A 22,950-nucleotide genomic window follows, 5' to 3' on the forward strand; every position below is an offset into this window, starting at 1 on the left:
TATATTATCCTTCTTGACCGTTGTTCTCAACTTTAGGCGGATAGTTTCTTTTTCTGTTGTTATTACGCTGAGGACGGCTGTTCTTGTCGTAGCCGTTGTTGTCAGCATTGCCATTTTCAGTATTGGTTACTTGCGGCTTAATGTTGTTATTTGGAACATTACGGTTCTTGTTCTTATTTTTCTTTTTTCGTTTAGAACTATCGAAGCGGTTAATATCGTCTTCAAGTAGATCTTTATGTTTCTTTGGTGCCTTTGCCTTATCGTTTTCAAGAAGTGATAAAGGTTTTTCACCGTGTCTGTTCATCTCAATGATCTCATGTGCGCGCTGTGCAGTAACAGTCTCCAGATTAGCTGCCATGTTCTTGTCTGTAGAGTAGGTGATGAGACCTGAAAGGATGTCACTCTTGAACAAATGATAGTCGTTGTCCATAGTTTGCAGCATTATTTCTCTGCTAGGAATCTTCTTTCCTGCTTCAACATATCCATCAACTTCATAGTTAAGACAACATTTTAGTTTTGCGCACATTCCTGCTAGTTTTTGTGGATTCAGTGATATATCCTGAAAACGTGCTGCATTTGTACTAACGCTTACAAAGTTTTTCATCCATGTGGCGCAGCACAGTTCACGTCCACAAGGACCTGTACCGCCGATTCGCCCAGCTTCTTGTCGAGCACCAATCTGCTTCATTTCAATCCTTACATGGAAAGCGGCAGCTAAGTCTTTAATAAGTTGTCTAAAGTCTACTCTTTCGTCAGCAATATAATAAAATATGGCTTTGTTTCCGTCACCTTGATATTCAACGTCACCAATCTTCATTTGCAAATTAAGATTCTTTGCAATCTGACGACTTTGAATCATTGTATCGTGTTCACGTGATTTTGCTTCTTCGTATTTTTCAATATCAACAGGTTTTGCAATTCGGTAAATACGCTTTACATCATCGGCTGATTTTAGATTAGCCTTCTTTATCTGTAGCTTTACCAATCTTCCTGTAAGGGTTACTATACCGATGTCATGCCCAGGAGTTGCTTCTACAGCAACGATGTCGCCTTTCTTCAACTCCAGTCCGTTAACGTTATGATAATATCCCTTACGAGTGTTCTTAAATTGAACCTCAACTAGGTCTGTGCTCTCTGCGTTACCAGGAACGTCTGCCAACCAGTCACAAGTGTTGAGTTGTCTGTCCTGTCTGCCGTAAGCTCGGCAACAGAGTCCATGGTCACAACCCTTAGAGACCTTGAATTTCATATTTTTATAATCCATACGAATTGTTATTTTCTAATTATTAAAACAATCATTTGCAGAGCCAAATCGAAAAATACTATTTTCCCGTTGGCATTCTGCCCTATATCTTTTCTAGCCTTCTGCAATAGTTCTGAAATCTCTATCACATTGGCTTCATTAATGAATCTTGCAAAATTGCTAGAGAAGTTTTCCTCCTCTTGAGTCATATAGCACAACTCGGTTTGTTTAAAGTTATACATAAAGTTTTCTCTAACCATTCTAGAGAAATAGTTTAGCATACGACGTTGCTTTTCCCTTCCATAGTTTGAAGATGCAATCTCACTCCATTTCTTTAGTTCCTTGATGTCGCGCTGATACGACAGCCGCATAAGCATTATGAACATGTCGAGGAATTGACGATTTTCGTTTCCTGCATCAAGATTCTCTAATGCGCGCATCCAGTTGCCGTTAGCTATACGTGCAATTCTGTGTGCAATGTCTTGGTCTAGTCCACGTCGTTCTGTCAACGCTTTTTCTATGGCATCGTCGTCAATCTTCTTTATGTCAATTCTTTGTGTACGACTTTTTATCGTATCAAGCAGCAGTTCCGGTTCTTCACAAACCATTATGAATACCGTCTTATGTGGCGGTTCTTCCAATAGTTTCAATAGTTTGTTTGCACATTCGGCATTCATTCTCTCCGGCAGCCATATAATACTTACCTTATATCCTCCCTGACTTGATTTCAAACTCATTTTTCTAGTCAGCTCGTCGCTTTCTCCTGCACCAATAATAGCTTGCTGGTTGGCAGCATCCATCTTTGTAAGCCAGTTGTCAATGTAGAAATATGGACCTTCAGAAATCATCTCGTGCCATTCTCTGGTAAAGTCGTCACTAATCATCTTGTGATCGGCAGACATTCCTGCGGGTTTTATAACAGGATAAGTGAAGTGAAGGTCGGGATGTTCCCAATTCTTCAGCATGGCTTCAGCGTTTCTTATTGACATCTGGTCACTCAATAATGAATTGTCTCCGTCACGCTCTCCTAAGAGATATGACGCGAAAGCCATTGCAAGAGCCATTTTCCCGCTTCCCAACGGGCCGCATAGCATCATTGTACTCGGTACTCGTTGTTCTTCAACAAGTTGTCTGAGTCTGCCTATTGCCTCTTCTTGACCTATAACATTACTGAACTTCATCTGTCTATAATATATCCTTTGCTATTTCTTTTACGCTATCTACTGCCGAAACAGTGTAGAAGTGTATCGTTTCAAATCCTGCAGCATAGAGTTCTTTGCATTGTTGTGTGCACCATTCTATACCTAATTTCTTTGCGTCATCATCTGTCTTGCACTTTATAACTTCCTCAGCCAGAGCTTCAGGCAAGTCGCATCTGAATGTTCGTGGTACGACTGTTAGTTGTGAAAGTTTTGCCAAAGGTTTAATTCCTGGTATGATAGGAATGGTGACACCAATTTCTCTCGCTCGTTTAACGAAATCAAAAAACTTATTATTGTCATAAAACAGTTGTGTTACAGCGTACTGTGCACCAAGATCCTGTTTCATTTTCAGGTATTTTATATCCATTTCCAAATTCGGAGCTTCTTCATGTCTTTCAGGATAAGCGGCTACACCAAAAGTGAATTTCTCTCCAGGATGCTTGATAATTGTCCCATCATTGAAGAAACCATTGTTGAAATTGTTAACCTGTTTGATAAGTTCTGTTGTATGTGTATACCCACCTTTTGTTGGGGTAAATATTCTGTCATCTTTTGCCTTGTCACCACGAAGCAGCAGTAGGTCTTCGATGCCGAGAAATTGTAGATCAAGTAGTTCGTATTCAATATCTTCGGCACTGGCTCCACTACAAATTATGTGTGGAATTACAGGTATGCTATATTTATTTCTTATAGCAGCAGCTATTGCTATTGTGCCCGGACGCCTACGCACTCTATTGCGTTCAAACTGTCCATTAGGAAGTTCCTTGTAGACGTATTCGCTATGATGAGTGGTAATATTTATATAAAGCGGGTCGAATACTTTCAGTTTATCAATTGTAGCAAAGAGATTTTCCGTGCCGTTTCCTTTTAAAGGAGGCAGCACTTCGAATGATAATTTTCGTTTACCCTTATTTTGGTTTATTATTTCTATTACTTTCATGTTTGTCGGGCGCAGGTACAATTTGTTGCAAAGTTAGTAAAAAACTATATAAAAAACGAAGAAAACAATAAAAATGACGTTAAAGGTCTTGCAAACAAGTTAGTTGAACTTTTTCAAGTATATCACTTTATTTATGGTCAATCATAAAAATAGAATGATGTAATCATATAATGAAACTAAAATAAAAACAGAAACTTTGTCAATTAAGGTACGTTATCCTCTATAAATGAATTTGGATGCTCTACCAAAAAAAGTTTTTTTAATGTCACTAATGTCATAATGTCACAAACCCTTTGTTTATAAGGGATGAGCGAGTGACATTAAGTGACATTATCGGTGTAAAAGTGGCATTAAATAGTAAATCATAACTGTTTTTGGCGATTTGTTACCAAATATGCTGTACATGTATAGACACTTTTTCGTTTATGATGATCTTTACTCGTCATTATGTACGCTATACTTCGCAATATGTTTAGTTTTTTATCTCAGAAGTCGACTGCAAAAAAGTGGTAATTATCATCAATCTTATTCTTGTCGTCTTATTGATAATCATTTGTTTACCTGCGCTGGGTAATAGCCTTTTTTACGTTAGGCAATTCAATTACCTAACGTGGGTAATTGAGTTGTTCACGTTGTGTAACCCGATTACCCACGTTGGGTAATCGGATTACACATGTGCTAAGGTAATCTTATTGCACACCCACTAATGTAATCGAATTACCCAAAAGCTGAGATAATTTAGGTAAAAGTTTGTGTGCTCAGTATTCCAAATGCATTTACATCCTTTAAATTCATTCTCTCATGTTCATATATGTATGACGTCGATTTTTGAATTATTCATGTTGTTTAGGAAACTAGCCTTTATATTCAACAAAACTCCATTAGCACAAATATGTATTTATACAAATAGCATAGTTGCGAAAAAAACGCTAAAAATAGGTACGAATTGGAGTTTAATGTCACTTTTACCCCGATAATGTCACTTAATGTCACTGGTTAAAGCCCGATAAACAAAGGGTTTGTGACATTATGACATTAGTGGCATTAAAAAAACTTTTCTGGTAGACCTTTCTCTGAATAAATGAATATAAAGCTTATGGAGTAGTAGTCAATCCTTTGAATACGACAGGAATTACATATTCTGTACGTACTGGGTGTCCCTTTTCTGTTCCTGGTTTCCATTTAGGCATTTTTTTCATAACGCGAAGTACTTCGTTATCACAATCAGGATCCAATGACTTTATAATTTTTATATCAGAAATGGTGCCATTTTTATTTATTATGAAACTTACTACAACTTTCCCGTCAATTTTCTTTTCTTCTGCAGATTTAGGATAACGGAGATTACGAGTAAGCCATTTCATATATTCTGTGGCACCTCCAGGAAATTCAGGAAGCTCTTCAATCACTCTAAACAATATCTTATCAGTGTTAGCATTAACACCATTGTGAGTTGTCGTTTTATTAGCAAAACCAGTAGTATCAGCTGGTATGTTTACTGAATTTGACTCTGTGCCTTTTGAAGCGTCACCGTTAGTAGCAAGCCCTGAAGATGTAACGTCTTTGTCTAGCATGATAACTGGAGCAGTAAATGCTGTGCGTTTGCCATCTTTTTTTGATATCTTTTTATGCGCTACATTAAGTAACTTAGGCGCAGATAACTTGTATTTATTTTCGGCAGGCTTCATTTCTGACAATACTTGGTCAAGGTCCATGTTGTATTTTTCCTTTGGAGTGAATAGTATAGTCAGTAGTATAAATAAAAAAGGCAATGCTACAATCGCTACCATAACAATCGTCACAATAGTATTGCGACGTGCCGAGTCAATGCGCAACTTGTATGCACCATACTCTTTGTTTTTTCCTTCAAAGATAATATCACACCATTCTTTGGATGTCATGTCAATTTTTCTCATCCCAATATTTGCCTTGTTATGATATGGCTTTTGCCTATTGTGTCAATTGCCCGATTTCAATTAATGTTATATATTTTTTATAAATGCATGCGAATATAGTTATTTTTTCACATCAAAGAAAAAATATCGTTGTTTTTTCACTTATTTTATACGCTTTGATCTAGTTTGACTTATCTTTGTAGTCAAAATATTAAGTAAAATGGATATACAACACGCAAAACTTATAGCCGCTATGACGGAATATGATAAAGGCGACGCTATGAGAATTCAGCATTTTATGAAAGTGCATGATTATGCCGTCACAATAGGAACTTTAGAGGGGATTGGTGAAAATCTGATGTCTATTCTCGAATCTGCTGCAATATTGCATGATATCGGAATACATTTAAGCGAAAAAAAATATGGTTCATCTAATGGTAAATATCAAGAGAAGGAAGGACCGGAAGAAGCTCGTAAGCTTCTTTCTTCACTAGGTGGGTATAGTAATCAACAAATTGAGAGAATATGCTATCTTATAGCTCATCATCATACGTATAATAATATTGATGGTCTTGATTATCAAATTCTAGTTGAAGCAGACTTTCTTGTAAATATATATGAAGACAATCTGTCATCTCGGGCTATAGAGAATGTCAGGGCGAAAGTATTCCGCACAAAACCAGGACTAGACTTGTTAGATAATATGTATGATGTTATCAAAGAACAACCATAAAGCATTTATTTTAGAGTGAAAAAGTGAGGCTAAATAGCTTTACTGTCTTAAAATAATCACTAATAATTTAAAATATTATAAAGGGAGTAAACATTTTATTGTTTTATGCGTCTTATAATTATATTTGCAACCATAATGAACTTAAAATTTATAGATATGAAGAAAAAAGTTTTGATGCTAACACTTATAGCTGGAACATTGCTAGTAAGCAGTTGTGCAAGCAAAAAGGAGTTACTGAATTGCCAGACAGAAAACAAAGAACTGTCTTCAAATTATCAGGATTCAAAAGAGCAGCTTGCTGCAACCAAGGCTCGTGTTGCTAGCCTTGAAGATCAATTGGCACAGCAGAAAAGAGACTATGCATCTTTGCAGGGGTCTTTGGATAAGAGTTTAACTAATGCAAACTCAAACAATATCAACATCTCAAAGCTTGTTGATCAGATAAACGAAAGCAATCGCTACATTCGTCACTTGGTTGAGGTGAAGAGCAAGAGTGATTCTCTAAACTTGGTACTAACCAACAACTTGACACGTTCTTTAAGCAAGGACGAGATGAAGGAAGTTGATGTACAGGTTCTTAAGGGTGTTGTCTACATATCACTTGCTGACAATATGCTTTATAAGAGTGGAAGCTATGAAATTAACGACCGTGCTGCCGAAACATTGAGCAAAATTGCCAAAATCATCATGGACTATAAAGACTATGACGTATTGATTGAGGGTAACACCGATAACGTAGCAGTAAACACGATGGCTCCTAGCATGAAGAATATTCGTAACAACTGGGACCTTTCTGCACTTCGTGCATCTAGTGTTGTTCAGTATTTGCAAGATCATTATGGTGTAGATCCAAAACGTCTCACAGCTGGTGGACGCGGTGAGTTTAATCCAATCGCTACAAATGATACTGAAATCGGAAAGCAGCGCAATCGCCGTACTCAGATTATCATCACTCCAAAGCTAGACCAGTTTATGGACTTGATAGACAAGGCACCTGAAGAAAAATAAAGAATATTAAAAGGTAAAAAGGTTATATTAATGGCGTGGGACTCAATAACAATGAGTTCTGCGCTATTTTTTTGTTTTCATTGCTTGGATAGCATATTTAATGTAAAAGCTATCAATTAACAACAATTCGATAGCTTTTTTCGTTAATGTGAAATCTTTTTTCTACATTTGCAAACACTATTGATAATTTAAGTATAGCTTTTATGGAAAAGATTAAAATGACCACACCATTAGTGGAAATGGACGGTGACGAGATGACACGTATTCTTTGGAAGATGATCAAGGATGAACTGATTCTTCCTTTTGTCGACTTGAAGTCTGAATACTACGATCTCGGTCTGCCCAACCGTGATAAGACTAATGATAAAGTAACAATAGATTCAGCTAATGCCGCACGCAAATATGGTGTGGCCGTGAAATGTGCAACAATAACTCCTAATGCTCAGCGAATGGATGAATATCATCTGCATAAGATGTGGAAAAGTCCTAACGGTACGATACGAAGTATTATGGACGGAACTGTATTCAGAGCTCCTATAACAATACCTTCAATTCGTCCAGTTGTGAAGAATTGGGAACAACCGATAACTATCGCTCGTCATGCTTATGGTGATGTTTACAAGAGCGTGGAGATTCGTGCTGATGAACCAGGAGTGGCAAAACTTGTGTTTGAAGGCAAAAGTGGAAAGAAGCAGGAGGTAGAAATTCATAACTTTGACGGTGCTGGAGTTATTCAGGGAATGCACAACACTGATAAGAGTATAACATCTTTTGCTCATAGTTGTTTTAAATTTGCGATAGACACAAAACAAGACCTGTGGTTTGCTACAAAGGATACTATTAGTAAAACTTATGATGCGCAGTTCCGACAGATCTTTGAAGAAGTGTATGAGAAAGATTATAAACAGGAGTTTGAAAAACTAGGAATTGAATATTTCTACACTCTAATCGACGATGCTGTTGCACGAGTAATCCGCAGTAAGGGCGGATTTATATGGGCATGTAAGAACTATGATGGTGACGTAATGAGCGACATGCTATCAACGGCGTTTGGTTCACTTGCAATGATGACATCTGTATTAGTTTCTCCTGATGGTAAGTATGAATATGAGGCTGCTCACGGAACAGTTACAAGGCACTATTATAAATATCTGAAAGGTGAAGAGACAAGTACAAATCCTATGGCAACGATATTCGCATGGAGTGGTGCGCTTAGGAAACGAGGTGAACTTGATAATATAAAAGAATTGGTTGAGTTTGGTGACAAGCTCGAACAGGCATGCCTTGACACACTTAATTCTGGAATAGCAACAAAAGACTTAGTAAATCTTATGGAAGGTGTTGAGGCAAAACAAGCCAACAGTGATGAGTTTATTGCTGCTATAAGAAAGAACTTGGAGGTTAGTCTTAGTAAATAATATTAAATAGCTCTTTGACTATAGAATTTATATAAAAAGTCCGTTGTAGCATTTTTTGCTACAGCGGACTAATTCTTTATTCCTGAAAATAATTTGTTAATCTTGAATCATTACTTTATAAGTTCTATTTATTAGCCGAGTCCCATTTGTAAGTGGCATCACATGTGATCTTTGCCGTTAGATTGTCTATCATAAGATTAAAATCTCCCTCTTCAAGAATCCATTTGCCATCATATCCAACAAATGCCAAATCATTTGCAGAAAGACTTATTGTTACGGTTTTAGTTTCTCCTGGTTGCAGTTCCACTTTTTCAAAGCCACGTAGTCTACGTCCGTCTGGAGTCATAGAGGCAATGAGATCTGAACTGTAAAGAAGAACACTTTCTTTTCCCAATTTATCACCAATATTCGTCACATCAACAGAAACATCAATGGTGTCATCTTTCAAGAAATGTGTTTTGTTGATTCGCAAGTTACTATATTTATACTCAGTATAACTTTTCCCATATCCAAATGGCCATTGTTGAGTTATCTTAGCATTATAATCATAAGCACCCTCCATTGTTGCAACTTCCTGACTTTTCTTGAAATCATAATTAGCAAGTGAATTTATTTCACTAGGATATGTGTATGGAAGTTTTCCTGAAAAATTACGTTCTCCAGACAATAAATTTACTAAAGCATCAGCCCCATAATTTCCCGGAAGCATTATATCTACAACACCATCTGCTAATGGTACTATATCAGAGATGATACGAGGGCGACCTTCATTGAGAATAAGAAGTATAGGTTTGCCAGTCTCTGCAAGCTTTTTTACAAGATTTCTTTGATTCAAAGATAATGTTAAATCTGTGAGATTACCTGGAGTCTCCGTATATGAATTTTCACCTAAGCAAGCCACTATTACATCCGCAGATGCTGCTGCATTAACTACAGTTTCAAAATCAGACACGTTCTCGTCGTAATATTTTCCTTGTTCGTTATAAGTTACTCCTTGGCAAAGTTTTACATTTTCCTTTCCATATTTATTGCAGAAAGCCTCATATATAGTATTGTATTTTCCTGCAAACTTATCCGTTAGATTTCCTTGCCATGTATAACTCCAACCACCATCAAGACAGCGCATTTGATTGGCGTTGGGACCGGTCAATAGTATTCTCTGTCCTTTTTTCAATGGGAGTATAGATTTATCATTTTTTAGAAGGACTATACTTTCTGTTGCTCCTTCTAAACTCAGGTTGGCAAATTCGCTACCTCCAAATTTAGGATAATCACAGAGCTTTTGTGTTGGATGATCAAATAATCCTAAACGATACTTCATACGAAGTATGCGTTTTACAGCATCATTAATTCTATCAATAGAAATACTACCATCTAAAACTAATTCTTTCAGGCTATCACATGTGGTAGGATCGTATGGTTCCATTATCATGTCAATACCAGCGTTTATGGCAATTCGCAATGCGTCTTTTTTATCTTTAGCAACCATTTCGCGCGTATATAAATTATTTATATCTGCCCAATCAGTAACAAGGACTCCATCCCAACCAGTTTGATCTTTTAACCATGTAGTAAGTAATTCATGATTTGCATGAACAGGCATTCCGTTTACAGATCCTGAATTAACCATTATTGAAAGTGCTCCACTATTGATTCCTGAAAGAAATGGTGCGAAAAATTTTTCACGCAAGTCTGCTGGAGAAATATATGCTGGTGTTCTATCTTTTCCTGTCCAAGGAACGCTATATCCCAAATAATGTTTAAGAGATACCGCAATATGGTGATTGTCTATATTATTAGGATTATTTCCTTGAAATCCTAAAACCATAGCCTTAGCCATTTCTGCATTCATGAAACAGTCCTCACCAAAATTTTCCCATATTCTCGGCCAACGAGGATCACGTCCTAAGTCAACAGTAGGGCTATAACTCCATGGAATACTTATCGCACGTGTTTCATAAGCTGTAGCTTCTGCGCAGCGACGTGCCAGATCTCTATTGAATGTGGCTGCTACATTAATGTTTTGTGGAAAAAGAGTTCCATCTTGCGTATATGTAGAGCCATGATTCTGATCTAGTCCATAAATACATGGTATACCTATACGTTTAATCGATATTTTCTGAATGTCAGACAAATACTTTTCCCAAAGCTTCGCTGTCGGAGCTATTGTATTTGGGGCATTCAGAATTGATCCAATCTTATAGCGATTGAATATGCTGTCAGCCTTTTGTAAGTCAATATGGAATACTCCGTTTTTATCATTACTACCCAAAAGGTCAACAACTACTTCCATCATTTGTCCTACCTTTTCGTCGATAGTCATCTTATTGAGTGTGTTGTTGACTTTTTGTTCTATTTTCACATCTTCTTTTATTACCGGTACGGCTGCTTGTATTTTACAAGCAGCCATTAAAATAACCGGTAGTATTATTAATTTATTCTTAAAGAACATATTTACTTCTATGTGTATATGTTTATTCTACAGTAACTCGATCTACATAAAATCCATGACCTCCGATAGCTAAAGCTCCTTGATTCATGATAAGGTTGCGGTCGTTATCGTTAAGTACAAATTCCCAAACACCGTCTGCAGCGATATCTTTCTTTGTACCTACAGATAATATGGTCCAACTCGGAGTCATAAGTTGTATTTGATGATAAGAATCGCTAGATTTAAGCGAGTAGTAAACTCTGACGTGTGCACCAACCTTTACATTTTCAAACATAGAAGATACTGTACTTTGGAAAATTTTGTTTGGATCTCCATCAGGAAGCTCCCATGAAACATAACTGTGTCCTTCCCATAAAGTCTTTTCTGATGTAACTGTAAGTTTACCAGTAGCAACAAAGGCCTTGTCTACATAGAACATTACGTCATCACCGGCTTTTGTCTTTGCTGTCATTACATAATCTCCTGCTTCTAAATCTGGACATGTAAATGTTAAAGATGTAGCTGTCTGCGCTACAAACTCTGTAATAGTATTACCGTTTATAGTGATAGAAGCTATATTCTCCATATTGATACCATTAATCGTTACTGGAGCCTTAGCGCTTGAACGTATTGCTGCATCAACAACCATAGTCTGTTTGTTAATCGCAATTTTATCAGCACCATACATCTTTCCGTCAGAAGTTACCATTGTTACCCGATAGCTACCATCGGCAAGAGTTGTTGGAACAGTGTAATTTAATGAATTTCCATCAGCTGCAGGTTGTGCGTCAATCGTAACACCACCAATGATAAGACTTTTTACGTTGGTGAGCTTTCCACCGAAAAGAGTTGCATTACCTCCAGAAGCGACGATACGTTCTACCCCAACAGTAGATGTATATGGATCGCTGTCCAATGGTTTAACCTTTACCAACCCCTCACGGAATGTAGACTTTCCCTCAACTGTGGTTGCAATGACTTTAACGTCATAAGTTCCTGCGAGAAGAGTTGTGTCTATTGCTGTACCTGTGTGAGATTCCTGACCGTCAAAGTTCCACGTAACTGTAGTGAACTCGGCAGGCGTTACTGTAACTGTCATTGAGAAACTTCCGTCACGATTGAATTCTGAAATTACTGGAAGTTCTCCATTAACCCTGTTTGCAAATACTGGATCCAAAATGTGCGGATTATCATTTGATGTAGCTGTGGCAAACGGATCATTGTCACTGCAAGAAGTAACGGTAACCGCCATTGTGAGAACTGCCAACAACATAAAATATATCTTTTTCATATTATTCTAAATTTTAATATGTCGTTTAATTTACTATTACTTTACATCCCACCATACATGGGTATGCCAATCATCTTTTCCTCCCATTTGTTGCAATGCGTCATCATAGCCTTGCTTGTTATAAGAAGATTCAAGAACAGGATAACAAAGACGAACAGGTATGTCATCACCACCGGTCAAGTACTGTCCGAATCCATAGTCTTTTGGCGATTTCATAATAGGATAGCCTGAACGACGTACGTTTGCCCAACATTCAGCTGGATTAGTAAAGTGCAAAATCCAAGCTTGGGTATTTATAGCTGCCTTAGCCTGTTCCTCAGTATGGCCGATACCGTTGTTGGAAATGTATGTGTTAAAGTCTGCGTCAGAAATTTTGTCACATCCATAATTATCTGAAAGAAAGTCCATTGCTGCGCGCACGCCTTTTGTGTATAGTTCTGTAACAGTTCCTTTATTGCTTATCCATCCTTTCAATGTAGCCTCTGCTAAAAGAAAATCTACTTCTGCTGAAGTAATTACGACGCCAGGATTGTCGCTTTTTAAAAAGTTATTGGCTAGTTTAGGCTCAACCTCACGGGCCACATTAGGATCTACATCCGGATTATTCTTTGCTATCTCTGTTAACTTGTCACTCTTGAATCCTGTAGGCCAAGGCTCCCAAGAAAAAGCACCTGGAACATTAGGCGTAAACTTGTTATTACTCTTAACCTCATCGGTTATATCAATGCGGCCTTCTGTTCCAGTAGAACTCATCAACTTGTCATAATAGCAGCGTGACATCATAAATGTCCTTGGGTCGTTGTTATCGTTTAACTGATTGAAAAGAGTAGAGCAAATGTAGCTAGGATTATTTGTTGGATCATTACCGAAAAGCAGTTTTGAAAGTGCATTTCCACGGTAATCAGAATAGCTTTCCTGACCAAAACTGAATGCGATAGACATATAATTTATTAATGCGTCATCGGCAGAATTTTCTATAATACCACCATCAGCATTAAGAGCTTTGATAAATTCAGTCTTAGCCTTATCAGGTTCTACATCAGAAATTCTCATAGCAAAGCGTAGTCGAAGAGAGTTAGCTAGCTTTTTCCATTTTGTAACATCACCTTTGTATATGACATCACCGCTAATCTTGTCACCAGCTGCATTAAGCATTGTTGTAGCAGAGTCAAGCTGTTGAAAGAAGTCAGCATAGATATCTTTTTGTAAGTCAAATTTTGGATTTGTTATTCCGTTATAGAATCCAAGCCCTGCCTCTGAATATGGTACATTTCCATAAGTATCTGTTATTACAGACATAAGGTAAACACGATACACGCGCATTGCTGCGTTTATATTTGACTTGGCTGCATTGCCGTTAGTACGTATCTCACCATCGGTAAGATTCTTTATTGCATTAGGATATAGAGTCGTCCACATGCGGCTCATTTCCTGATTATCAATGGTATGTCGTCCTCCATAGTTTGTGGTGTTCCAACATCCCATCAACTGCTGTGAGAAAGCATAGAAATAGTTACGATATATTTCAACCATGCTCAGGTCGCCATAAGTTTGCAATTCGGCAGTTGTTAGCTGTGCGTTAGGATCTATTGTAGCAGCCTTTGACGGGTCTGTATTCATGTCATTCATGTAGTTGTCACTACAAGAAATGGTGATAAGCGGAGCTACAGAAGCCAATAATATTATTAAATATGATTTATATTTTTTCATTTTTAAATCTCCTTTATGTTATAAAAGAACTATTGTATTAGAATTTCACGTTCACACTGATACCATAACTCTTGCGTGATGGCAGAGAACCATATTCTAGTCCCATACCAGTTGTGTTGTTATAGTTTGAATCAGGGTCAATGTTAGGAATGTTTTTCCATACAATAAACGGATTACGTGCCACAAGAGATATCGTTAAACCATTGATAGCTTTCTTCAACCATTGTTGAGGTACATCGTAACTCAATGTGAGTTCACGGCACTTTATATAAGAGTTATCATAAATGAACATTGATGGAGCATTACGGCATACGTTCATCCAATAATCTTCTGGATTTACATAAATATCGTTTTTACGGTAAGTTCCGTCACCATTGTCTATGACTCCAGGAGCGATAAAGCCACCTGTAGGTTTCCAACTGGCTGAACCTTTCGCAATGCCAGCTTCCTGACGCTGTTCTTCTGATTTATACCAATCTTCACGACCAGCCAAAGTTTCTTTTGCCTTTCCTGATTCGTAAGATGCACGGGCTGACATGGAATACAAGTCTGCACCAACTTTTACGTCAAATATTGCATTTAATGACAAGTTCTTATATGTAAGAGTCGTAGTAATACCTCCTGTCCATTTCCAAGAAGCATTTCCCAAAACGTGATTGCTTTTGTCGTATTCAGGCAAACCCGTTGATGGATTAATGAGAATCTGTCCTGCATCGTTTCTCTTGAAATCTGGACCAACAATAGAACCGAAGTTCTCACCAACTTTAGCTGCAACTTGAACATCAAGCCAAGAGGCTTTTTCAAGTTCAAACATATCCATGTTGTCAACTAATCTTTTCACCTTATTACTATTCTTAGAGAAATTGAGATTCAAATCCCAAGAGAAGTCTTTTGTCTGTATGGGGCGTGTGTTAAGTGCTATTTCAACACCTTTGTTATCTATTTCACCTGCGTTAATCAATCTATATGTATAACCTGATGTCCATGATGAAGCCATACCCATAATTTGGTTCTTACTTTTCTGTGAATAGTAAGTGATGTCAAGTCCCATTCTGTTGTTGAGGAACTTCGTTTCAACACCAATTTCGAAAGAGTTTGTTCTTGTTGGCTTTAAGTCTTTGTTTGGAATTGTATTGTTGTTGATGTATCCTATAGTGTATCCTGGATATGTAAACTTAGATTTAGTATATACTAGTCCAAGCTGATATGGATCTGTATCACTACCTACCTGTGCCCACGACATGCGCAACTTACCATAAGGAAGTAGATTGCCGAGTTTTGTTAATTCAGAGAAAACGAAACTTCCCGAGAATGAAGGATAAACATATACGTTGTTGCTTGTTGGTAGGGTAGAACTCTGGTCGCCACGTAATGTTGCGTCAAGATATAAAAGATGTTTCCAACCAAGGTTTACAGAACCATAAAGAGAATTAATTTGTTTACGATATGTATTCTGCTCCAAACTAATCTCATTGAAACTCATCAAAGCTTTGACATCACGTATCTGCATGTCTTGCGCTGTGGTTATAGTCGTGAGATTATTCACTTTATATATACTTCCACCAAGTGTCGCATTGAGGTCAAAGTCGCCCCAGCTATTGTTGTAAAGGGCAAGAGCTTCAAAGTTATACATGCGGTTGCGGAAGTTACTGTCTTGCATACGACCAGCTTCAAATCCTGGTGTTGTTGGAGCCTTGAAATCCTCGAATGTAAACCAGTTGAGGTCGGCACCCATCGTTGTCTGTAACTTCAAGTGTTTGTCTATGTTCCAAACAATCTTACCTGTAAGACGGAATTGGTCTTTTTTAGAATCGTTGGAATTTTTATATACATCCCAATATGGGTTCACATTATATGGGTCCATTCCGTTCCAGTTGGCATAATCTCCGTTGGCATCCTGATAAGTTTTCAACCAAGCCTGATTGTATGTAGTAGCCAAAGTCATTAGATTCTTTCCAATGTTTGACTTGCTGTCACCTAGAGCTGGACGGTTTTTAACATCCTCACGTGTGTAGTTAGCGCTGAAATCGAAGTCAACATTACCTACAGATGTGTTGGTGCGCAAGTTGAAAATGTCACGACTCATGTGAGTCTTTGGCACAATATCCTTGTTGCGCATGTCGGTATATGTGAAACGCATACCAGTCTTTCCGTTGTTAACTCCAACAATTGCTGTGTTTGTCGCAGTAAAACCAGAACGGAAGAAATCTGAGGTGTTATCTGGTATAATCATATATGGACGTTGTACACCATCAAAATATTTCAGGCTGTTAAGTGCATCGGCTTTAGGTCCCCAACTCTTGTTGGTGTTTGACACAGCATCAATACTATATGTGCCGTTACTGCCCATACCATAAGTCTGCTGGATATTATTCCACTTAGCCAATTGGGTATCCATTGTAACGGAACCATTGTATTCAACGCTGAATTTATCTTTTCCTGCTTTTTTAGTTGTGATGAGTATCACACCATGAGAAGCACGGCTACCATAGAGTGCAGAAGCCGCTGGACCTTTTAATACAGACATTGTCTCTATATCATCTGGGTTGATACTTGATATTCCGTCACCAAGGTCAAATCCTCCTGATGTACCAGCACTACCATAATTGGTATTGTCCAAAGGGACACCATCTACTACATACAATGGTTGGTTGTTACCTGTCATCTCTGTGCTACCACGAAGAATTACTCGTGTAGAACCTGATGCACCACCTGCAGTCTGACTGACAACTAGTCCTGGAATCTTACCAGCGAGAGAATTTATTACGTTTGTCTCTTTAGCCTTAGTAAGTTCTTCACCTTTGACCTCGCCGATTCCATAACCAAGAGCCTTTCTGTCACGCTTAATACCTAAAGCCGTAACAACTACTTCATCAATCATCTTTTTGTCTTCAGCAAGTACCACATTCATGTTGTTATTTGCTTTAACGGTCATGGTTTTGTATCCTACATAGCTTATTTCCAATAATGTACCAGGTTTAGCATCAAGGCTGAAATGACCATTGGCATCAGTTACTGTGCCCATACCTTTACCTTTTACAACGATACTAGCCCCGATGATAGGTTCGCTACCGTCGGTAACAGAACCAGAGATATTCTGAGTCTGCTGTACGATAGTTACACTTGGTTTAGCCTGCATTTGGATAGTTCCGGCTAGTGGTAAAGTCAGACCAATAGCAAGCATGTGAACTAATTTCCGATTACTTTTCTTCATCTTCTTAAATTTAGGTTTTTATTATTTATTAGTTATTCTTATTCTATTATTTTCTTACCGTTGTGGATGTATATTCCGTCCCAAGAAGGTTTGCCATTCAATTTCATACCATTTATTGAATAATATGCTGTGTCTTTTTTCCCTTGGGTATATACATTTTTCAGTCCTGCAGTTTCCTGTGTATAGACATTAACTTTTCCTTCTTCCTGATATATCCTTACATAGTCAATATACATTTTAGCCTCACAACCTTCTGTAGGTAGTGCGGTGATGTTTTCTGCGTTGAGAATATTTGGATAATCTCCACCAACAGCCATATTAAATAAAATATAAAATGGTTTATGGAAATAATTATATGAGTCATACTCGTTGGTTATTGTAGCCTCATAATATGGTTTGGTTGAATTATCAAGATAGAAACGCAGATAACTGTCATCCCATACAGCCGTGAATATATGATAGTCACCTGTTATGTCATATTCACTGGTAACGGCACCTGTCGTCCACATGCGGTGGTCTGTTAAACTGCTACCCCAATGAATGCAACCTGAGAATAATCGCTCTTGAGTTGAATTCTTAATACCATCTGAATGTCCGGCTTCCAGAATATCAATTTCTCCACATGCAGGCCAACCTACATTCTGCGGATCTTCACCCATCAACCAGAATGCTGGCCACAATCCGTTTGCTAATTTTGGCATCTTTATTCTAGCTTCAATCTTTCCATGTTTGAAGTTCACCTTTGTGCTGGAATTTATACGTCCGGAAGTAAAAGACTTTCCGTTGTGTGATTCCCTGCGGGCGATAATAACAAGATTGCCATTCTCTATATTTACATTGGAACTACTATTTGTATAACACTGAAGTTCGTTGTTGTATGGATTGTCTAATACTTCAACATTCCAGTTCTTATTCAAAGAGTTTTCATTAAATTCATCACTCCATACAAGTTTGTAGTTTTGTGCATGAATAGATAAAGGAATAGTGTAAAACAGTAAATAGATTATAAACTTTATTTTCATGATTGATTTTTGTTACCAAATTCGTGGCAAAATTAATCCAATACTTCATAGCATAGGTTTCAAAACAAACAGAAAAAGTTTCAATACTGACATATAATCAGTATTGGAATTTTGCCATAATATAGTAAAGTGCTTATTTACAGATATTTACTTGGAGAAACTCCAAAATGCTTCTTAAATGTGGTGCTGAAGTGTTTTACGTTCGCAAAGCCTGTCATAACAGAAACATCTAATACCGAATTACCTTCTTTTATTAAAACGGCGGCACGTTCGAGACGCAAAATCCTTATAAAATCCTGTGGAGTCTGAGACGTAAGAGCTTTTAGTTTGCCATAGAACAGAGTACGGCTCATAGCCATTTCTATACATAGGTCGTCTATTTTGAAATCAGTATCAGATATTTTATCCATAACTATCTTTGTGGCTTTCTCAATAAACTTACGGTCGTTATTGTTCATGTGGCTAATTGTACTATCATCAGGTTGCACGTTCCTTGCCATGTCAATAGATCGCCCCATATAATATTTGCTAAGTATGCGTCTGTTTCTTAACATACTTTCTATCTTACCCTTTAATATTGCTACGTCAAATGGCTTTGTGATATAATCGTCTGCGCCTACATTCAATCCACCGATAACGAAGTCTCTGCCTGACTTGGCTGTTAATAAAATAACAGGTAAAAAAGATGTATCTGGATTTTCCTTTATGATTTTGCAGAATTCATCTCCGTCCATTCCTGGCATCATAACATCAGATACAATAATATCGCATACTTCATTATCAAGATATCTCTGCGCCTCTTCTGCACTCTCCACTGTGACAACATTATAATTATTTCGAAATGTCATGCTGATATAATTACGCAGTTCGGCATTATCGTCAACAAACAGCATGATGTCTTTTGATTTATCATTTGTCAATTGTACATCCTCTTCTCTAGCTATAGATTCTATTGGTAATATGTCTTTGTTGTTATTCCTATCTGCATCCTGTTTATCAATAAAATCCATGAGATGTTCAAAGCCTCTTTTCAGTCTTATATGGAAAACCGTTCCGCTATTCTCCAAACTATTGAATGTGAGACTTCCTTTATGGAGTTTTATAAGTCTGTGCGTTAGCATAAGTCCTAGTCCGCTTCCCGTCTCATTGGAATTGATTGCATTATCGGCTCTGTAGAAATTCTGAAATATATGTTTTTGTGCCGTTTGTGGAATACCGATTCCATTATCAGCGATATCTATGCATATCTCATTATCTTCAATCCGTGCGCATATATTTATATATCCACCTTCTGGAGTATATTTCACTGCATTTGAAATCAAATTTTCAAATATGCTGTCTGCCATATTTGTATCCATCCATACATTTTCTTCTTCTGGACATGATTCTAATGCTATTATTATATTTTTTTGAGATGTTCGTGGAACAAATTTTTCTATTTGTGTTTGTAATAATTGTTTAAGATTTAATGGACTTACGCACATGTTTACTTCATCGTTGTCGGCTTTCTGGAAATCAAGTAATTTTGTAACCATTTTCAACAACTTTCCACCATTTTGCCTTGCTACATTCAGATACTTTCTAGTTGTATCGCTGAGCGAATTATCGGCAGCTATATCATTGAGCGGTGCTAGGATGAGGCTAAGAGGTGTACGAATATCATGGGCTGTATTAACGAAGAAGTTTATTTTTTCGTTAAAATACCTACGTTCCAAACGTTCCAAATAAAATCTCCAAGCAGCATAAGCTAAACCGCACATTATACATATATATATAAACCATGCAAAAAATGTGTTCCACCATGGTTGATTTACAGTTATGTCCAACGACTTTGTATCAAGAACTCTGCCGTCATTGCGACTAATACTTCGTATCAGTAACTTATAATTACCAGAAGGAAGATTTGTGTATTTCACGTTTTGTGCTTCGGATGGTGCACTCCATTGCCGGTCAAAGCCATCAAGCATATACTGATAGACTATATCATGTTGGTATTTGTAGTTTATGCTTTCAAAATCTATCTCAAATGTATTCTTGTCGTAATCCAGCGTTATGTCTCCTGAGGCAAGCATATCATAAAGTCTACCGTTAAGATCAGAGTCTTTATCCGTGGTATTGTCGTTTCCAAGAAGCGATATTTTAGTCAAAATTAGTTTTGCATTGTATGTAAGGTGTGATATTCTGTCCGGATTTATCACCACAGCACCGCTGCTGCTACCGAATACCATTTTCCCGTCGGAAAGTCTGCACACCGACATTCGTTTGTATTCCCTATCAAGCCCTCTTACAAAATTTATATCAATAACGTCATTTCCCTTTTCTGGAAGAATGAGCGATAATCCCATATCTGTACTTGCGAATATGCGATTTTGGTTGTCTTTTTCTAATGTGTAAACCGTATTAGACGGTAGTCCGTTGGCTTTTGTTATTGTTTGTTTTATCACATGTTTCTTCATGTCATAGATATAGATTCCTCCGCCGTCTGTAGCTATCCATGCCGTATTATGGTTGACAAACAAGATAGACTGTACATAAGAGTTTATATCTTTACCCGGAAACTCTGAAGCTAGAAAATACTGTTTAAAACTACCGCTTTCCTTGTTTACCGCAAAAAAACCATTTACCGTACCAACAGCTATTCGTCCATCTGGCATGTCGGTAATGCATTGTACTAACTGAATGGGATAATACTTTTTCTTGTTTCCGTCAACTTGCACAAGGTCTCCGTTAAGACACCCAATCCACAGCGTATTGTCATTGTCTTTCCACAAGGAATATACATAATCAGTTTTTAAAGTACCTTTACTGACACTATATATACTGCATGCCCTTCCTTCACTGTTTATTGAATATACTCCGTTCCCATAAGTCCCAGCAAGAACACCGCTAGCATTACGGCATAATGTAAGTACAACCTTGTCTGTCATTGCATGATGCCATATACCTAATTTCTTGTTATATATACTCACGCCTCTGTCTGTGGCAAACCATATATTACCGTCTTGAGTCTCAAGAACATCATTTACGTTATTATTTATCAGCGACTGGTTATTTAGATATTCATGCTGAAATAATTTCATTACATTATCTGTTGGATAAGCGATGTCAATACCTCCTGAATATGAGCCAATCCAGATGTTGCCATAGTGATCCCTACATATATCATATATGCCATTACCATGAAGAACATTTCCGGTATTATCATCGGCATTGAACAGCAGACTGACGGTTGTACCGTCTCTTTTTGCAGCATACACACCACCTCCGTCAACACCAATTAGCATCATCTTTTTATCCATTGGAATAATACTTCTTACAGGGGTCTTTGGTAAATTGTCAAAAGCTTTAAATTTTGAAATCTTGTGATGGTGCATATCATATATCTTGATACCTTGTTGAAATGTACCTATCCAAAGGTATGATGTAAGTTTATCATAATAGGTCACCTGTGCGTTTATTTTATTTAGAATATTTGCCGCTTTATATCTTTTGGTATCAACAAATATAATTCCGTCATTGGCGCATGCTATAAGGGAATTTCCTACATGATTCAATTTATTTATATATCTATTTCTAATAACTCTTATAAGTTTTTTGTTTGGAGTAATAGTATATAGTCCTGTATTCATGGCGAACCATATATTATAGTTCTTATCAACGTAAACATCGTTTAGTATAATCTCTCCATGAATAAGACTATCTAGAGATAGCTTGTTTTCAAAGCTATCAAGTCTTCTGTTATATATAAATAAATTCCCCTTGTTATCAAAAGCGTATATGCTTGCATTAGCAATAAAAACTCTTACGTTACGCCCGCTTGCATCGCTATACATTTTTGTGGTCTTAAAATTGTAGTTCTTTATCTGAATTCCGTTGTAGCGGTCTATTCCGTTTTTTGAACTGAACCACATTCCCCCATAAGGACCTTCAATTATAGAATATATTCGCTGACTCGAAAGTCCGCTACTCATACCTAGATGATCGAAAATAAACATGTCGCGACTATATTGTGGCAATACATTTGCATGCAATATACTAGCTATACTAACTGCGATTACAAGGCATATAGTTCTTAAATTTCTCATATGTAAAAAATTACGGCTCAACTTTCAAAATAGATTAATGTAAAATCACTTACAATTGCAAAAATAGTAAATTAATCTGATTCATCCTAAAAATCTGTTATTTTTGTAGAAATCATCTGATTCTTCATGGTTATAATAGCATTAATTTGATATATTTAACCCAACAAGTTTTAAGAAAATATAAAGTAACGGTGGTATTGTAAGTGATTGTCTTTTTTAACTTAACTTTGTGCAAGATATATATAATTGAATATGAAAATAAGGATACTCCCAATATTGTTTATACTTTGTGCTTTGACAAGTAATGTTGATGCTCAGGTAAAGGGCGTACTTATTGATATAGAGACGAGACAGCCGATAGACGGTGTAGCTATTTATACCAATACGAATAAAAAAATCTACTCTGACAAAAACGGACACTTCTTTATCTCTGACCCAAACTGTACTAGCATAACGCTTACTCATAATAGTTATGTTAGAAGAAATATGGAACTTAAGAACATGAAAGATTCAACTTTCCTTATTCCAAAAGCAATAACAATAAACACAGTCGTGATAACAGCTAAAGCTCCCAAGATAGGCTTTAGTACAAGTAGCATGGTATCTAATTTGTTTAATGATCCAATGACTTCTCCTAAAGGTCCTTCAGGAATAGACTTGTTGAGTATATTTGAAAAAAGTAGGAGTAAGGTGAAAAAAAGTGTGATGAGAAGGGCACATGATGCTGTGAAAAAATATTAGAATTTTGTTTCATAAAC

14 protein-coding genes are annotated in these 22,950 nt (G+C 37.1%); 4 read left to right on the forward strand and 10 right to left on the reverse strand.

All coding sequences use genetic code 11. From position 1 onward, the window contains the following. Positions 1 to 4: 4 nt before the first annotated feature. The 4 genes from prwr041_RS08615 to prwr041_RS08630 form a co-directional block, all read right to left on the reverse strand. Entirely contained in the window at positions 5 to 1,264 is a 1,260-nt protein-coding gene (locus prwr041_RS08615; RefSeq protein WP_207153408.1) for a PSP1 domain-containing protein, read from the reverse strand. 8 nt (positions 1,265 to 1,272) lie between these two features. Further along, complete coding sequence (locus prwr041_RS08620; protein ID WP_207153409.1) at positions 1,273 to 2,424, reverse strand: DNA polymerase III subunit; 1,152 nt, start codon at positions 2,422 to 2,424, stop codon at positions 1,273 to 1,275. Positions 2,425 to 2,428: 4 nt separating this feature from the next. Then, the gene (locus tag prwr041_RS08625) at positions 2,429 to 3,385 is read right to left on the reverse strand and encodes a methylenetetrahydrofolate reductase (RefSeq protein WP_207153410.1); all 957 of its coding nucleotides are present in this window, start codon (positions 3,383 to 3,385) and stop codon (positions 2,429 to 2,431) included. Between the two features lie 1,094 nt (positions 3,386 to 4,479). Next, the gene (locus prwr041_RS08630) at positions 4,480 to 5,301 is read right to left on the reverse strand and encodes an energy transducer TonB (protein ID WP_207153411.1); all 822 of its coding nucleotides are present in this window, start codon (positions 5,299 to 5,301) and stop codon (positions 4,480 to 4,482) included. A 199-nt stretch (positions 5,302 to 5,500) separates the two neighbouring features. On the opposite strand from prwr041_RS08630, the gene prwr041_RS08635 reads away from it, so the two are divergent. From prwr041_RS08635 to prwr041_RS08645, 3 genes are all read left to right on the forward strand, one after another. Then, positions 5,501 to 6,013 carry an HD domain-containing protein gene (locus prwr041_RS08635; RefSeq protein ID WP_207153412.1) on the forward strand — a complete coding sequence of 171 codons (513 nt, stop codon included), beginning with the start codon at positions 5,501 to 5,503 and terminating at the stop codon, positions 6,011 to 6,013. A 156-nt stretch (positions 6,014 to 6,169) separates the two neighbouring features. Beyond that, a complete protein-coding gene (locus prwr041_RS08640) occupies positions 6,170 to 7,021 on the forward strand; it encodes an OmpA family protein (RefSeq protein ID WP_207153413.1) in 852 nt (283 codons plus the stop codon). 203 nt (positions 7,022 to 7,224) lie between these two features. Beyond that, positions 7,225 to 8,439 carry an NADP-dependent isocitrate dehydrogenase gene (locus tag prwr041_RS08645; protein ID WP_207153414.1) on the forward strand — a complete coding sequence of 405 codons (1,215 nt, stop codon included), beginning with the start codon at positions 7,225 to 7,227 and terminating at the stop codon, positions 8,437 to 8,439. Between the two features lie 124 nt (positions 8,440 to 8,563). Here the strand turns inward: prwr041_RS08645 and prwr041_RS08650 are convergent, their stop codons facing one another. The 6 genes from prwr041_RS08650 to prwr041_RS08675 all read right to left on the reverse strand — a co-directional run bounded on the left by prwr041_RS08650 (position 8,564) and on the right by prwr041_RS08675 (position 22,192). Next, entirely contained in the window at positions 8,564 to 10,849 is a 2,286-nt protein-coding gene (locus prwr041_RS08650) for a glycoside hydrolase family 3 N-terminal domain-containing protein (protein ID WP_207153415.1), read from the reverse strand. Between the two features lie 64 nt (positions 10,850 to 10,913). Continuing rightward, on the reverse strand, positions 10,914 to 12,161 hold the full coding sequence (locus tag prwr041_RS08655) for a hypothetical protein (protein WP_207153416.1): 1,248 nt from the start codon (positions 12,159 to 12,161) through the stop codon (positions 10,914 to 10,916). Between the two features lie 36 nt (positions 12,162 to 12,197). Further along, positions 12,198 to 13,871 carry a SusD/RagB family nutrient-binding outer membrane lipoprotein gene (locus prwr041_RS08660; RefSeq protein ID WP_237072185.1) on the reverse strand — a complete coding sequence of 558 codons (1,674 nt, stop codon included), beginning with the start codon at positions 13,869 to 13,871 and terminating at the stop codon, positions 12,198 to 12,200. Between the two features lie 37 nt (positions 13,872 to 13,908). Next, complete coding sequence (locus prwr041_RS08665; RefSeq protein WP_394370791.1) at positions 13,909 to 17,085, reverse strand: SusC/RagA family TonB-linked outer membrane protein; 3,177 nt, start codon at positions 17,083 to 17,085, stop codon at positions 13,909 to 13,911. Positions 17,086 to 17,123: 38 nt separating this feature from the next. Continuing rightward, positions 17,124 to 18,107, reverse strand: a complete 984-nt coding sequence (locus prwr041_RS08670) for a glycoside hydrolase family 16 protein (RefSeq protein ID WP_207153417.1) — start codon at positions 18,105 to 18,107, stop codon at positions 17,124 to 17,126. 137 nt (positions 18,108 to 18,244) lie between these two features. After that, the gene (locus prwr041_RS08675; RefSeq protein ID WP_207153418.1) at positions 18,245 to 22,192 is read right to left on the reverse strand and encodes a hybrid sensor histidine kinase/response regulator transcription factor; all 3,948 of its coding nucleotides are present in this window, start codon (positions 22,190 to 22,192) and stop codon (positions 18,245 to 18,247) included. A gap of 252 nt (positions 22,193 to 22,444) precedes the next feature. Here prwr041_RS08675 and prwr041_RS08680 point away from each other — a divergent pair, with 252 nt between their 5' ends. Then, positions 22,445 to 22,933, forward strand: a complete 489-nt coding sequence (locus prwr041_RS08680) for a peptidase associated/transthyretin-like domain-containing protein (RefSeq protein WP_207153419.1) — start codon at positions 22,445 to 22,447, stop codon at positions 22,931 to 22,933. Positions 22,934 to 22,950: the final 17 nt, after the last annotated feature.

Origin of the sequence: Prevotella herbatica, from assembly GCF_017347605.1 — a bacterium.
Taxonomy (GTDB): Bacteria; Bacteroidota; Bacteroidia; order Bacteroidales; family Bacteroidaceae; genus Prevotella; species Prevotella herbatica.